The organism is Metabacillus idriensis, assembly GCF_009674765.1.
Classification (GTDB): Bacteria; Bacillota; Bacilli; order Bacillales; family Bacillaceae; genus Bacillus_P; species Bacillus_P idriensis.
This window is the reverse complement of record NZ_WKKF01000002.1, coordinates 507,559-521,384: the sequence shown is the minus strand read 5'-3', so window position 1 is coordinate 521,384 and position 13,826 is coordinate 507,559. Positions and strand designations below refer to the sequence as shown.

Annotated in this window: 15 protein-coding genes; 3 read left to right on the top strand and 12 right to left on the bottom strand. The window is 41.8% G+C overall.

Going from position 1 to position 13,826, the window contains the following annotated elements:
* Nucleotides 1-480, bottom strand: a complete 480-nt coding sequence (locus tag GJU41_RS10835) for a TlpA family protein disulfide reductase (RefSeq protein WP_070877041.1) — start codon at nt 478-480, stop codon at nt 1-3.
* A 109-nt stretch (nt 481-589) separates the two neighbouring features.
* Here GJU41_RS10835 and GJU41_RS10830 point away from each other — a divergent pair, with 109 nt between their 5' ends.
* On the top strand, nt 590-913 hold the full coding sequence (locus tag GJU41_RS10830; protein WP_070877042.1) for a hypothetical protein: 324 nt from the start codon (nt 590-592) through the stop codon (nt 911-913).
* A 41-nt stretch (nt 914-954) separates the two neighbouring features.
* On the opposite strand, the gene GJU41_RS10825 is transcribed toward GJU41_RS10830, so the two are convergent.
* Both GJU41_RS10825 and GJU41_RS10820 read right to left on the bottom strand, forming a co-directional pair.
* Nucleotides 955-1,725 carry an ImmA/IrrE family metallo-endopeptidase gene (locus GJU41_RS10825; RefSeq protein WP_070877043.1) on the bottom strand — a complete coding sequence of 257 codons (771 nt, stop codon included), beginning with the start codon at nt 1,723-1,725 and terminating at the stop codon, nt 955-957.
* Nucleotide 1,726: 1 nt separating this feature from the next.
* Entirely contained in the window at nt 1,727-2,107 is a 381-nt protein-coding gene (locus tag GJU41_RS10820; protein ID WP_070877044.1) for a helix-turn-helix domain-containing protein, read from the bottom strand.
* A gap of 109 nt (nt 2,108-2,216) precedes the next feature.
* Between GJU41_RS10820 and GJU41_RS10815 the strand changes: the two genes are divergently transcribed.
* Complete coding sequence (locus GJU41_RS10815; protein WP_154318580.1) at nt 2,217-3,419, top strand: BtrH N-terminal domain-containing protein; 1,203 nt, start codon at nt 2,217-2,219, stop codon at nt 3,417-3,419.
* Nucleotides 3,416-3,856 (top strand): SRPBCC family protein, encoded by a 441-nt coding sequence (locus GJU41_RS10810; RefSeq protein WP_070877046.1) that lies wholly within the window; start codon nt 3,416-3,418, stop codon nt 3,854-3,856. The genes GJU41_RS10815 and GJU41_RS10810 overlap by 4 nt, the downstream gene beginning before the upstream one ends.
* A 188-nt stretch (nt 3,857-4,044) precedes the next feature.
* Here the strand turns inward: GJU41_RS10810 and GJU41_RS10805 are convergent, their stop codons facing one another.
* The 9 genes from GJU41_RS10805 to GJU41_RS10765 all read right to left on the bottom strand — a co-directional run bounded on the left by GJU41_RS10805 (nt 4,045) and on the right by GJU41_RS10765 (nt 13,821).
* Complete coding sequence (locus GJU41_RS10805) at nt 4,045-4,872, bottom strand: carbohydrate ABC transporter permease (protein WP_070877047.1); 828 nt, start codon at nt 4,870-4,872, stop codon at nt 4,045-4,047.
* A 15-nt stretch (nt 4,873-4,887) separates the two neighbouring features.
* Nucleotides 4,888-5,787 carry a carbohydrate ABC transporter permease gene (locus tag GJU41_RS10800; protein ID WP_070877048.1) on the bottom strand — a complete coding sequence of 300 codons (900 nt, stop codon included), beginning with the start codon at nt 5,785-5,787 and terminating at the stop codon, nt 4,888-4,890.
* Nucleotides 5,788-5,930: 143 nt separating this feature from the next.
* Nucleotides 5,931-7,181: an ABC transporter substrate-binding protein gene (locus GJU41_RS10795; protein ID WP_070877049.1), complete on the bottom strand. Its 1,251-nt coding sequence runs from the start codon at nt 7,179-7,181 to the stop codon at nt 5,931-5,933.
* A gap of 71 nt (nt 7,182-7,252) precedes the next feature.
* Entirely contained in the window at nt 7,253-9,367 is a 2,115-nt protein-coding gene (locus tag GJU41_RS10790; RefSeq protein ID WP_070877050.1) for an amylo-alpha-1,6-glucosidase, read from the bottom strand.
* 100 nt (nt 9,368-9,467) lie between these two features.
* On the bottom strand, nt 9,468-10,487 hold the full coding sequence (locus GJU41_RS10785; RefSeq protein ID WP_070877051.1) for a LacI family DNA-binding transcriptional regulator: 1,020 nt from the start codon (nt 10,485-10,487) through the stop codon (nt 9,468-9,470).
* A gap of 296 nt (nt 10,488-10,783) precedes the next feature.
* Complete coding sequence (locus GJU41_RS10780) at nt 10,784-11,095, bottom strand: iron-sulfur cluster biosynthesis family protein (RefSeq protein ID WP_070877052.1); 312 nt, start codon at nt 11,093-11,095, stop codon at nt 10,784-10,786.
* Between the two features lie 12 nt (nt 11,096-11,107).
* On the bottom strand, nt 11,108-11,998 hold the full coding sequence (locus GJU41_RS10775) for a YegS/Rv2252/BmrU family lipid kinase (RefSeq protein WP_070877053.1): 891 nt from the start codon (nt 11,996-11,998) through the stop codon (nt 11,108-11,110).
* A gap of 114 nt (nt 11,999-12,112) precedes the next feature.
* Nucleotides 12,113-12,844: an exonuclease domain-containing protein gene (locus GJU41_RS10770; protein WP_070877054.1), complete on the bottom strand. Its 732-nt coding sequence runs from the start codon at nt 12,842-12,844 to the stop codon at nt 12,113-12,115.
* Nucleotides 12,841-13,821, bottom strand: coding sequence for a DUF294 nucleotidyltransferase-like domain-containing protein (locus GJU41_RS10765; protein WP_070877055.1), 981 nt, complete (start codon nt 13,819-13,821; stop codon nt 12,841-12,843). The genes GJU41_RS10770 and GJU41_RS10765 overlap by 4 nt, the downstream gene beginning before the upstream one ends.
* Nucleotides 13,822-13,826 lie beyond the last annotated feature (5 nt).

Here is a 13,826-nt window from a genome sequence, read left to right as displayed (position 1 = left end):
TTATTTACCTATCAGCTCTCTTACCCTCGTCTCAAGCAATTCCGCCCCGCCATACCCAGTAAGCACACTCACTATTTCTCCATTCCTGTCTACAAAAAAAGTGGTAGGCACCGCTGCCACTCTGTACAGGGATGAAGCTTCCCCTGTTTGATCAAGCAAAACTGGAAATGAAAATCCATGGTCTTTAGCGAACATATACGCTCCTTCTTCAGAATCCTGATTCGTCATGTTCACTGCATAAATCATCACCTGATCTTTATATTTCTCTGCAAGATTCACTAAGTCAGGTGCTTCCATTTTGCACGGGCCACACCAGGATGCCCAGAAGTTCAGAACAATGGGCCGATCGTAGGGCGGTTTTAATTCGTGTTCTTTCTGGTTGATATCCGTCAGCTTAAGTTCAGGTGCTTTTGCTGCAGCAGGTTGTCCCAGCGGGATCCAAAAGCAGAAAAGAACAACAAGCAGGATCATTTGCCTCATAAAGATCACCTTCCTTTTTTATCCTTATCATTCTCCTTGAAGATTGGACATATTCCTGTAAGACGAGCGTACATATGAATTAAGAAGTTTTTGAAAGGAGCGGCTGGTGTTGCTGTCTAAAACAAGTTCAAAAATCTTCACCCTCTTTTTCCTCGTTCTCCTGATTGGAACGATGGCCTATTTAGATTCATTTCAGGCACATAATACGGAAACCGGAACTTTTCCTATGGCTGCTGATGAAGAAGCAGAGACTGCGGCAAAGGAGCAGCTGCTGTTTACAGTGTTCGAGGATAAGAAAATTGCATCCGAAGTAAAAGATGGATATAGGGTGGAAACGTATCAGGAATTTGAAGTCCTTAAAGATGCAGATGGAAAAACAGTTGAAGTGAAGCCGACAGAGAACTACAGTTATATAAAATACAAAGTTGAATGAATAAAATGTCAAAAAGCTGATCTTCAGAAAGATCAGCTTTTTCATTTCGAAAGAAGGATATAACCTTTGTTATACAGCTTTCCGCTCTGCTGAAATTTAGAAGGATGGGTTTCTACCAGATATTCTCCCTGCAATTGGCCAAGACTCAATTGCATCCTTTTCTCAAATGGCGCATTTTGATAAAAAGAATCCGCCAGCTGCCGTTCTTTTCCGATTGAAAGTCCTTTAGGCACGAAGATGGCCCAATCTGCCAGAGGAATCACACCTGAAATCGCCAAGTCCCGGCGACCAGCAGCATGAAAATCTGTCACCATTAAAATGGTCCGGTTTTGATTTTCGGCACAGCCTGCAAATTTGACCGCAACGGCTTCTAATGAAGCATGAAAGTACTTTGCGAGCGGCTTAAAGGAGGACAATTTCTCGCCATGCTGATTCATCTGCCGCTTAAATTCAGCTGTTGGAAGCAAGAGCTCAGATGCTATTTCATCACAAAGCCTCTCAATTTCATCTTGCACACTTTCTTTTTTCCTGTACTGAATATGATCAAACTCATCCATCAGGGTATGAGCGATTTCATGGGCAATCGTGAAATTCTGCCTCCTCGGCGGATCAAAAATATTAACGTACGCAGCTATTTTCCCGTCCTGAATGACAAGCTGGCCGGATTGATCGTTCTCCATATATTTTTCCCGAACCGTGATCCCTGCTAGCGAAGCAAGCATTTTCATATTGATGGGAAATGATCCGCCGAAACTAAAATAATCGTCCATTAGCTGTCGTGCCCTCAACAGTGCTTTTTCTCTGGAATTCATTCTATTCGCTCTCGATTGAGGTTTTTATTGCCAGGAAGATTTTCTCCCATTCATCTTCAGTGGATGGCTGTTTCCCTCTATATTTAATGTTTGCAAGCATCTGAATCTGTTCATCGTGAAGTCCGTTCTTCTCTGCAAAAGCAAGCAAACTTGCAGGTACATCCGCCTGACGGTTGAGAGCGACCTCTTTTCCCATCAGCTGACCCATAGTTACTTCAAGTGCGATGGCAAGCTGATATAGCTTTTCCGCGGAAATTTGTTTGTTTGGGGTATTCTCAATTTGTGAAAGATAAGGTTTAGAGACTCCAGATTCACTTGAGAGTTTTGCTAAAGTCCAGCCTTTTTTCACCCTGAACTCTTTTACATACTTTCCAATATTCAACGAAACTCCTCCTCTTGCTCTTAATATAATAAATTTTGTTTGCAATAGCAAACTCATGTTGATATAGTAAAAGAAAGTTTGCAATAGCAAACACTCTGGAGGTACAGATATGGGATTTCATTCAGATACAAGTGCTCTATTCAATCTGCTGAAGCATCACCCAAAAAAGCCTTTACCGGATTTTCTGACAGAGGAAATGCTGCTTGGAATTGGCGGAGGTGCAGGATACGGATACTTTACTTTCTTTTATGAAAAAGAAGATTTTTCGAGCTTCTATTTAGGAACCCGTGCGTTATGGGAAAGCAGTGAACTGTTTATTTCCGGCGCATTAAAAGCGCTAGGTTTTCAGCCTGCTGTTCAGCAGACAAAAGACCGCAAAGCTGCCTTTGAAAAATTAGATAAGCAGGTTTCAGGCGGAAATCCAGTTATTGTTGCAATAAACGAAGATGTGTTCCGCAAAAAAAGCATTTCTCCAAATGGCTATCAGATCTACGGTCTGGTGTCAGATATCAACAAAGAGACAGGAATCGTTAAAATCGCTCTACAAAAGGACATACCTATTGAAATTTCAATTGAAGATCTTATCCTGGGGCGCGATCATTTGGCAACAAGGAAAATCATTAATCAATCGATTTTCTTGAAGGAACCTGCTGACCAAGACCTTTCGTTAAAGAAAATCATAGCTGCTGCAAGAACAGGTATTGAAACAGGGTTAAAAAGCGCACACAACCCGAGAATGAGCAACTTCGGCATTACCGCTTTGGACAGATGGAAGACAAGCCTGACAGCTTCAAACAAGCAAAGCTTCGGTAAAATCTTTCATAATACCGCTCATCTCGTAAATGCCCTTTACTATACGTATTATTGGATTGTGGAAAATACGGATGGCTATGCACTTCGCCGCTCCTATTCAACATTCTTGAATATGGTCGGAGAGATCATTCATGAACCTCTGCTGCTGGAAGCCGGCGGGCTATATGAAAAAGCGGGATTGATATGGAGACAAATTGCCGAGGACTCCTTAAACAGTGAATACGATGAATTCCTTTTAATGAAAGAAAAATTTCAGGAACTGAATAAGTTTTATCATAGTGAAGAATTCAGGTTGAAAGAATATAAGCAAATGAACGCGGACCTGCTTGAGCTGAAAGCAGAAGCAAGCGAACAGCTGCAGGTTACTGAGACTGACCGCAAGGAACTGTTTACGCATCTGGCCGGATTGATCTGCCAAATTCAAACACTTGAAAAAGAAGCTCTTATTAAACTAGAAGAAGCTCTTCATTCAAAGAAATGGGAGGATTATCTATCTTGAAGCATACAGTCGTTATTAAAGCACCAGCCGGCTTCGTCTTTGAACAACTATCAACTCCGTCTGCACGCGAATCATGGACAAAGGAGATTCAAAGCATTCAATATGAACATCCTTCAGAAGAGAAAACAGAGGGTGCAGCATTTATCCAAGTTCAAAAAGAAGGTGCAATCCGAACTTCTTTTCACGGAAAAAATGTTGCAGTGATCGAACCGGAAACTTATTCGTATTCCTTGGAAAGCAAAGCATTTAAAATGGTGATCTCCTATCACCTTGAAGATTTGCAGGGTGAAACAAAGGTTACCCAGACCTATGAGACGATCTATTTATCGCCATTTGCAAAAATCATGGGCACACTTTCAAGCAAACTGACCGGGAAATTAGCTCTGTCCCTGCTGCATCAATTAAAAAGATATTGTGAAAATTCTTTAATAAAATAAAAAGGAAGCTGATGCACCTGCACCAGCTTCTTTTTTAAGAGATAAGAAAGTATAAAATTTTGCGCTTCGATGGCGAGCGGAAGCGCCCAACTCCTCGGCCAGAACGGCTCCGCCAGTAAAGGCAAAAAGCGCCTTTTCTGGCGAAGCCTTATCTGTCTGTCGGAGCTAAACGGGCGATTCTGCTTTTCTTATTTACCGCCTGTAAATGAAATTCCCTTAATGAAATAGCGATTAAAGAATGCATAAATCAATAGAACCGGCAGCGTAAATACCATGGATGCTGCCATAATGTAGTTCCAGTAGCTGACGAACTGACCCTTGAAGGTATTCAGCCCAAGCGGGAGTGTAAACATTTCAATATCTGTCATCACAATCAGCGGTCTCATGAAATCGTTCCAGAAGCCCATAAATACAAAGATTGACTGTGCAGCAAGAGCCGGTCTTGCAAGCGGAAGCACAATTTTAAAGAACGTGCCAAGTCTGCTGAGGCCATCCATTTCAGCTGCTTCTTCCAATTCTTTCGGAAAGTTGATAAAGAACTGGCGCATCATGAAAATGAACGTAGCATTAATCATGGCCGGAACAATCATACCCTGATACGAATTCAGCCAGCCAAACTCTTTTAAAATCAAGTAGTTTGGAATCATCGTGACCTGGGCCGGAATCATCAGTACAGCAAGAATCGTAATGAACAGCGCTTTTTTTCCGGGAAAGCTGAGTCTTGCAAGAGCATATCCTGCCATAGAATTGAACAATAAATTTAATATCGTTCCAATGACGGCAATTAATATACTATTAAACATCCATCTTGGGAAAAGCTCCTGCTCTATGAAAATCTGCTTATAGTTATCAAACGTAAAGTTTTTAGGAATAAAGCTTAGCGTGCCGCTGACTATTTCCTGCAGCGTTTTAAACGAAGAGGAAAGAGCCCATAAAAACGGCACAAGTGTCGTAACAGCATAGAGTACTAGAATCGCGTATACAATCGCTTTTCCAATTCCAAATTTCTTTTTCATCTTTCCATCCTCCTTTTAGTAGAGTGACTCTTCTTTTGAAAATTTCCGCTGCAGCAATGTCGCCACAAGAATTACAATCGCAAGCAGCAGAACAAGAGCCGCCGCGTATCCCATCGTTCCGAGATTTTTAAACGCATACTGATAGACTAAAAGAACAACGGTTAAGGTTGAATTATCCGGTCCCCCTGATCCAGCTGAGAAAATGTAGGACTGATCAAAAAGCTGGAATGTTCCGATTAAGCCCATAATCGCGACAAATGATGTGACCGGGCGCAAGTGCGGTACCGTAATTTTCAAGAATTTCTGAACGGTATTAGCCCCGTCAAGCTCCGCTGCTTCGTAAAGTGAGTCCGGAATATCCTGCAGAGCAGCTAAATAAATAACCATGAAAAATGGTGCTGTGGACCAAATATTCATAATCATAATCGCATTAAGCGCGATATTCGGGTCTCCAAGGAAGTTATAGGTCGGCAAGCCCAGTGTGTCTAATACGTTGTTGATTAATCCATTTTTGTTGTACATCCACATAAAAATCAGGGTTAATACAGCAGACGATGTCAGGGTAGGCAGAAAGTACACAATTCTAAAGAATGTTTGGCCCTTCATTCCTGCATTTAATGTTGCCGCAAGGATCAGCGCGAGAATCGTCTGACACGGAACAACAATCACCACATATTTAAATGTGTTCCACAAAGCGATCTGCGCCCTTGTGTCATCAAGGATTCTCGTAAAGTTATCAAAAGCGACAAAATCATAGCTTGCTGTTCCCAGCAGCTGCACTTTATGAAACGAGAGAAAGACTATATAAAAAATGGGACCGATGATAAATAATAATAAGACAAACAATGCAGGCGACATGAAAAAGTAGCCTTGTCCAGCCTCTCTTAATGTTCGTTTGGAAAATAGATTTTTCATTTTGCTATCCAAGCCCCCCACTTTAAGTAAATCCTGCACAAACTCTTTCTGACGAAGTAAAAAGGACTTCGTCAGAAAGAACCAGTGCAGATTTTAAAGAAGAAAAGGGAAACAAGCATTTCCCTTTTCTCAGCCACTTTTTCTTATTTTGAGTCAATTTCGCTGTTTGCCTGTTTTTCCGCTTCTTTTAATGCTTCTTCAAGCGGACGGTCTCCAAGGAATGCACTCATAAATTGGTTGTTGAAGTTATTCACGATAATAGGAAGATTTGAGCCTTCTGACCATACAGTTGCATAAGAAGCGCCTGCTACAAGCGGTCCGCGCAGCTCATCTTTGTCATAGCCAAGCTTTTCTGCAACGGATTTACGGGTCGGCAGAGCATAGCCTTTACTGGTCCATGTCTCCATGCCTTCTTTTCCAGTCAGGTATGAAAGCAGCTCCCATGACGCTTCTTTCTTTTCAGAAGCAGCATTCATGACATAAGCAACACTGTAAGCCATCGTTGATTTCTCACCATTAATCGCCGGCAGCTCAGCTGTTCCGTACTCTACATCAGGGAATGTATCAGCTAAAAATGGAATTGCCCAGTTTCCTTCAATGACCATAGCCGCTTTTTGCTGGCCGAAAATTTCTCCGCCCCAGGTTGCGCCTACTTCTTTGGCTTCAACCGCTGATTTATCGACATTGTGCATATCAATAACCGGTTTTAATGCTTCTACCACTTCATCAGATGCAAAATTTGCTTTATCCTCTTTTACTACATCGCCGCCAAGTGATTCAGCCACCCAGTATTGGCGTGCAAGCTCAGGCGCGACGCCAAATCCGTATTGTCCGTCTTTCGTTAGTTTCTTAGATGCCTCGCGGAACTCTTCCCACGTTTTAGGAACCTCTACGCCAGCATCAGCAAGCATTTTTTTGTTATAAAAGAGCGCTAAAGTTGAATAGTCTTTTGGGAAACCGTACGTTTTATCCTCAGATATAAACGCTTCCAATAATGGCTTTTCAAAATCTTCAACGTCAAAATCCTCTGTAACATACTCATCTAAAGGTTCAATAACGCCAGTTTCAATCAGACCAGGAGCTTCAAATGCATCCAAATAAAAAACATCTGGTCCTTCTCCGCCGATTAAGCGTGTTTTAATAACATCCATATATTGTTCTGTAATAACCTCAAGCTTGACATCAATTTTAGGATGCTTCGCTTCAAAGTCTTCGATCGTTTGCTTTAACAGCTTTTCTTCAGTCGGATTTCCGCCCCATCCAGCAAGCGTTACTTCCACTTTTTCACCGTCTGCGCCCTCTTTAGATGTTTCATCAGAACTGCACCCTGCCAAAGCCCCTGTAAATAACATCGAAGCAACTCCAAACCCCGCTAACCATTTTCTTGATTTCATTGCCGTTTCCCCTTCCATTGCTTTTTATGATCTAAAGGAAGCTGCCTTCCAAAAGATTGAAGTAAACCTGCTTATTTTTGGACAAGTGTTCCAGTTGATTTTAAAGAATATCCTGTTGTGTTTTTAAGAACTTCCACTATAAAGGTCTCTCCGCTGCGAGTGACTGCAATTGATAATTGTCCTTCTCCAATTGCAATATTTTGAACTTCCAGAGCATTCATACCATCCAATAAAACCGGAGAGAGTGTGATTTCCTTTTTTAAGCTGTCTGGAAATAACCCCAGCATCGACTGGATAAAGACAAGCGGTGTACCTGCTGCCCATGCTTGAGGTGAACAGGCCACAGGGTATTTCACTGCTTTGCCGCCCAAGCTGTCGTATCCGCAGAAAAGTTCCGGCAGACGGTCATATTCGAAATGAGCTGCAGCATCAATGAGCCCGCTCATCACTTTGCCTGCTTCTTGCTGATAACCCGTTTTGCTCATGCCAAGAAGAGAGATGCTGTTATCATGCGGCCAGATGCTGCCATCGTGGTAGCTCATAGGGTTGTAGCCTGCTTCGCCTTCAGCCATCGTCCGGATTCCGTATCCAGAAAACATCTTGGGTGAGACAAGCATCTCAGTTACAGCTTTCGCCCGATCCTCATTCAGCATTCCTGAAAATAAAACGTGACCTGGATTCGAGGTAATCGTTCCGACCTGCTCTTTCTTTTCATCAAGTGCGATGGCATAGAACTGAACATCCTCCATCCAGAATTCCTCATCAAATCTTTCCTTGAGCGAATTCGCCTGTCTGCGAAGCTGTTCTGCACGTTCTATTTGATTCATTGTTTCATAGATATCAGCAATTCCCATTTTGGCCTGATAAACATATCCTTGCACCTCTGCAAGTGCGATAGGTGTTTTTGCGTATTCTCCATTTCTGTGAACAACAGAATCGCCTGAATCCTTCCAGCCTTGATTCGCAATGCCTTTGCTTGATTCCTGATGGTATTCCACAAAAAGATCTTTGTCGCGGTCTCCATATTCATCGATCCACATTAAAGCGTTCTCAATCGTTTTCTCAAGACTCAAAGCAAGTTCCGTGTCACCTGTCCACTTCACATACTCTGATAGAAGAATTAAAAACAGCGGTGTGGCATCAACCGTTCCGTAATAAGGAGTAAACGGGATTTGACCTGTAGCAGCGAGTTCTCCAAAACGAATTTCATGCATGATTTTACCCGGCTGTTCATCTCTCCATGGATCCACATTCTGACCTTGATAGTGTGCCATCGTAAGAAGTGTTCCTTTTGCAATTTCCGATTGAAAGGGCAGGATCTGCAAAGCTGCAATTAAGCTGTCACGGCCAAATGGAACGCCAAACCAAGGCAGCCCGGCAACTGGAAATGGACCAAATCCTACATCTGTCAGCAAAACCCTCATATCATTCAATCCGCGGTCAACAAGACGCTGAAGCGGAGCAAAATCTGTTTTGATGCTTGCTGCTTTTTCATTCCACTCCTGATAGGATTCTTCAAGCTTGCGCATTGCATCATCTTTTTGCGCAGCAGTGTTTGGTTTTGCTTTCCCGATTTGCGGACGAATCGCAAGTGTGACTCTGTCTGTCTCTGAATGAGCTAATTCAAATTCAAAATCGATTTTTCCTTTTTCATCAACTTTTTTAGCTTCTTTATCCCACGTGATCAATGTGCTGCGATTAACATTGTCCGCTCCTGCATAGTGAAAGGAAAGTGTATTTCCTTCAGCCGTTTGACCTGTTCTGCTGCCAAGATCTCCATTTTGAAATCCGCGGACAACAAACATATCCAGAAAATCTGCATCAGCATGGATGCTGATTTCAAATCTCACAGGCTTTGGAAAATAGTTTTTCACTTTTATCTCTTCATAAAGGACATCATCATAAATGAATCGTGACCGTTCAATCTCTACAGATTCCCTCCATAAAATCAGTTCTCCGTCTTCTTCCATATGGGGATTTGTTAAGAGAATGTCAGCTTTATAGTTTTGATCTGCGTCAGATGAGAGCAAAATAGGGTCTTCACCATTAATCTTCAAATCCAGTTTACTTAAAAAACGTGTGTCTTTTGTATAAAGCCCCAAACCATAAGGATGGTTTTCAGGGATATTCCCATTTGTATCTGTCAGCAAAAATAAGTCATTTTCTTTTATCACACGGTAGTCCATCTTTGTCCTCCTTGATGTTCCGAAACGTTTCGGATTTACAGAAAAAAATATAGGTTTTCATCCGTAATCCCGAAACGTTTCGGATTTTATGTGTAACCACTTATGGTTTGTGGTTTTTTTTGGTTGATTCTCTAATGATCAAGTCCGTTTTAAGGGTTATGACATTTGATCCGCTTTTTCCTTCAAGCATATCGATCAGAGAATTTGCAGCCTGGTAGCCAAGTTCAAATTTATTCTGGGCCATTGTCGTTAATGCAGGATTAGAGTAGGCAGCAAGCAGAATGTTGTCATAGCCAATTACAGATAGCCCTTCTGGAACAGGTGTGCCTGATGCTTTCGCACTTTTCATGGCCCCAAGCGCCATTAAATCACTTGCACAAAAAACGGCCGTTATTTCAGGGTGTTCTCTAAGAAGCTTTTCAGTAACCAATTCCGCTTTTTCCTCGGAAAAATCACCGCTGACGATCCAGTCTTCATTCACTTCAAGCTTTGCTTCCATTAGTGCATCTAAATAGCCTTTTAACCTTTGTTTGCTGACATACGCTTGATCATGGCCATTGATCAGTGCTATTTTTGTATGTCCCAAGCTGATTAAATGTTCAACAGCCCGCTTTGCTCCGAGCACATTATCTGTCGTTACATAGCCAACACTGTTTGATGCAATGGGAATATCGATGAGCATACAGGGAATATCACTCTCAACAACCTCTTTTAAATAAGGATCATCGATTTTCATTCCTTGAAGAATGGCTCCGTCTACCCGCCGTTCCCTGCATAGCTGGGAATAGGTTTTCTCCCGCTGTTTTGTTGTCGTTGTACTGAAAAGCACCAGATCGTAATCCCGCTCAGAAATGCATTCATTAACCCCTGACAGTACTTCAAAGGTGAAATTATCCTTCGAACTGACGCGGTCCATGCCTGAAACGAGCATACCGATGGTTTTTGATTTCTTCATGACCAATCCCCGAGCAAGCGTATTAGGACTGTAGTTTAATTCTTTAGCAATTCTGGAAATTTTTTGTCTCGTCTTTTCATTCACATCCGAATAGCCGTTCAATGCTCTTGAAACAGTCGTAACGGATACTCCTGCGGCCTTCGCAATGTCCTTAATTGTCGTCAAAATTATTTCCTCCAAAACGTTTCGGATCCCTTTGATTGAAATCATACTTTATCTTGTTAGCGTTTGCAATATCTTTTTTTCTGAACATTGTGTTTTTGTTTTCAGGTGATGTAAAAGCATGGCAATCAAATAATATAAAAAGGCCGTTTTCGCATAGATTGTTGTGATCGATTATAAATTTTGTCCGTTACTTTCCGCTACAATCCACTTAGGGTATAAACATTTTATTTAATAGCAACAAAGTTTACGAAAAAAACTTAAAAAAAAAAGAGAAAGGCATTGTATTTCTCCATTCTCTAAACATACCGCAGCCCTATTCTATTATTAAATGTCTGATTTTTATTTTTAAATACAAAAAAATGGTTCGAGTAATCAATCGTCAGCTCATGATCGTATGTATCTTCAAAGTCATCATCAACGATAAAATCCAGCTTTTCTGATGTAATCACTTTTTCATACGGTTCCTTTTCTCTTTTATTAATGACTTTCATTTCATACAGCGTATTCACAATATCACAGCTGCCCCGGTCAAAAGATAGCTGGATCAGCTTATCATCAGGTATTTCACTTAACTTGCTTTTAGCTTGTTCAGTAATCGTTATATTCATATAACGAACCTCCTATTCTTCCTTTGGAACCAGTATTTCAATGTGTCTTTTCAGATTTTCTACTTTTATCGGAAGCTTATCCCCTTCATCACCGTCGATATTTGCAATCATTTCATAAGTGGAGGAAGCTTCTATCATTGGCACCTTTAAGTATTCAACATGCTCGCTGCTTGCAAGCTCACCCGTCATTATTTTCGGGAGCAGGAGCAGAAATTGCGGCAGGGCAACATCTTTAATAATGATGACGTGAAGCATGCCGTCGTTTACCTCTGCTTCTGGTGCGATCGTTTCAAATCCGCCGACTGAGTTTGTCAGGGCTATAAGCATCAGCAAAGCTTCACCCTCCCATACACCCGCATCGGATTGAACCCGGAGTTCAAAAGGCTGCTTCTCCTTCATCTTTTTTACTCCTTCAATGATGTAGGCAAGCGGACCAAGTTTTGTTTTCTGCTCAACAGGTGTAGAGAAAGATGCCTCAGCTAAAGCGCCGACAGCTACTATATTAATAAAATATCGATCATTGATTTTTCCAACATCCGTTTTCCTTGTGTGCTGCTGCTCCAAAATAGAAATGGCCTCTTCAGGATCGAGCGGAATATTGAGTGCTCTCGCAAAATCATTTACCGTACCGAGGGGGATTAAACCGAATAAAGGCCGGTGATCCTGTTCTGCAATCCCGTTTATGGCTTCATTTATCGTGCCGTCTCCGCCCATTGCCGCAACAAAATCAAGCTTTCGTTCACAGGCTTCCCTGGCAAAATTCATAGCATCACCCTCGCCTTTTGTCGTGCGAAGCTCTGTTTCATAGCCCATGTTCTTCATTGTATTTAAAGCGTGTTCCGTATATTCAGTTCCTTTTTCCTTGCCTGAAGATGGATTTACAATTAACATTGCCTGCTTCAAACCTTTTTCCCCCTCGACTTTAAATGTCTATAATTTACCTTACCCCTAAAATATACAATTTGAACCATCCATATAAAAAAAACATTGCTTCTTTTACTGAAGTAATGTTTTTTATCACAGTATGGCGATCCGTTCGTAAATATCACGCAGGTTTCTGCAGCCGAGCCCTTTTACGTCCTCAACATATTTACACCATAGTTTTGCTGTCAAGATCGCATCGCCTAATGCATGGTGACGGTTTATGACTGCAATCTGTTTATGATCGCACCATTCTTCAAGTCTTACAAACTCTGCATTCGGTTCAGCAATGCGGTATAAAAAAGAAGTGTCCACTATCCGGTGCTTGAACGCAGCGCGGAACAGTTTCCTGCTTGCATGCTGCATAAAGTTTTTTTCATGAGATGAGTGATGAGCAACAAGAGTATCTCCTTTTACGAACTTTAAAAATTCAATCATGGCTTCTTCAAGAGAGGGAGCACCCTTTAAGTCTTCATTCCTAATCCCCGTTAACTCACTGATTTCATCAGACATCCCATTTTCATGCCTGACAAGCGAGTAGAAACGTTCCTCTTCCTGCAGCGTGCACCCGCTCACCTTCACTGCACCGATGGAAATGATTTCGTTCCCCTGCTCTGGAAAAAAACCGGTTGTTTCAATATCAAAGACCACCACATTCAAATCATCCAGTGGAACCGACAGCGCCTCTTCAGCTTTCATTTCGCGCTGCAGCTGACGCAGAAACGCGATTTGCTGGGAGTTTTGCCCGCTTTGAGCCGTTCCAAAAACACTCGTTTGAAACTTTCCATGCACCTCTCTAATAAAATGAACGAACGGATTCGACTTCATTTATGAACACCCTTTTCAATGATTCCCTGTACAAAGTGATGCAGTTTTTTTCCGTTTTTCAGAATGGTCTTCATTTCTTTTTTCTCTGCACGGCCGAGCTTCTGAATGGGAAGGTAATGGACATCATCGTATTCTTGGATTCTATTTAAATTAGACATTCGAAACTGCAGGAGTTTGGCAAAACTGGTTTTATAATCCCCCAGCTCGTTTCGATAAAACTCGTCTTTGCTGAGCTCATCTATCCGTTCCATTGTGGAGGCAGCTAACACTCCTTCTTTAATGGCAAGGATTCTAACTGCATTTACGTAAGGTAAAAAGGCAGCTTGCTTTAAATTGAGTGATCCCTGATAAGGACCGCTGCTTTCAGTGAAGATTTGCCCAAGAGGACCAACAGAAGGCTTGAGATGCATGATATTATCCATAAAGCGTTTTAATAGCTTCGGAGATTTTTTCTGGCACTTATCAATTCCTTTTTTTAAATGATCAATAAATGCTTCTTCTCCCGCAAGCACTCTTGCATCCACAAAAATCTGCAGGTACCTCATAGACTCAAAGCTTACTTCCTCCATCCATCTTAAAAGCTGTTCTTCAAAAGCTCCAAGCGATTTGCACCAGACAGGATTTGAGCTCATGACTTTTCCTTCGCAATAAGGATACCCTGCAAGATGAAGACCTAGGGAAACTTCTTTTCCAAGCGCCAGAAAGTACTGATCTGCATCCGTACCGCTTTTTTCATAAACCATTCCATGATCCTGATCACTGATGACCCCCTGTTCAAATCTCCCTGCACTCCCCATCACAAACCACGAAAATGGCGAAGGAGGAGTCCCTTTTTCCTCCTTCAGCTTTTGCAGAGATACTTCAAAAACCGCCCGCATGACTTTATCATGGAATTTATTTAATGATTGCGTATCAGATGTATATTTTTTAATCTCTTCATCTTTCCATGAACGAATTGATTCGTAGCTTTCTCCCATTTACA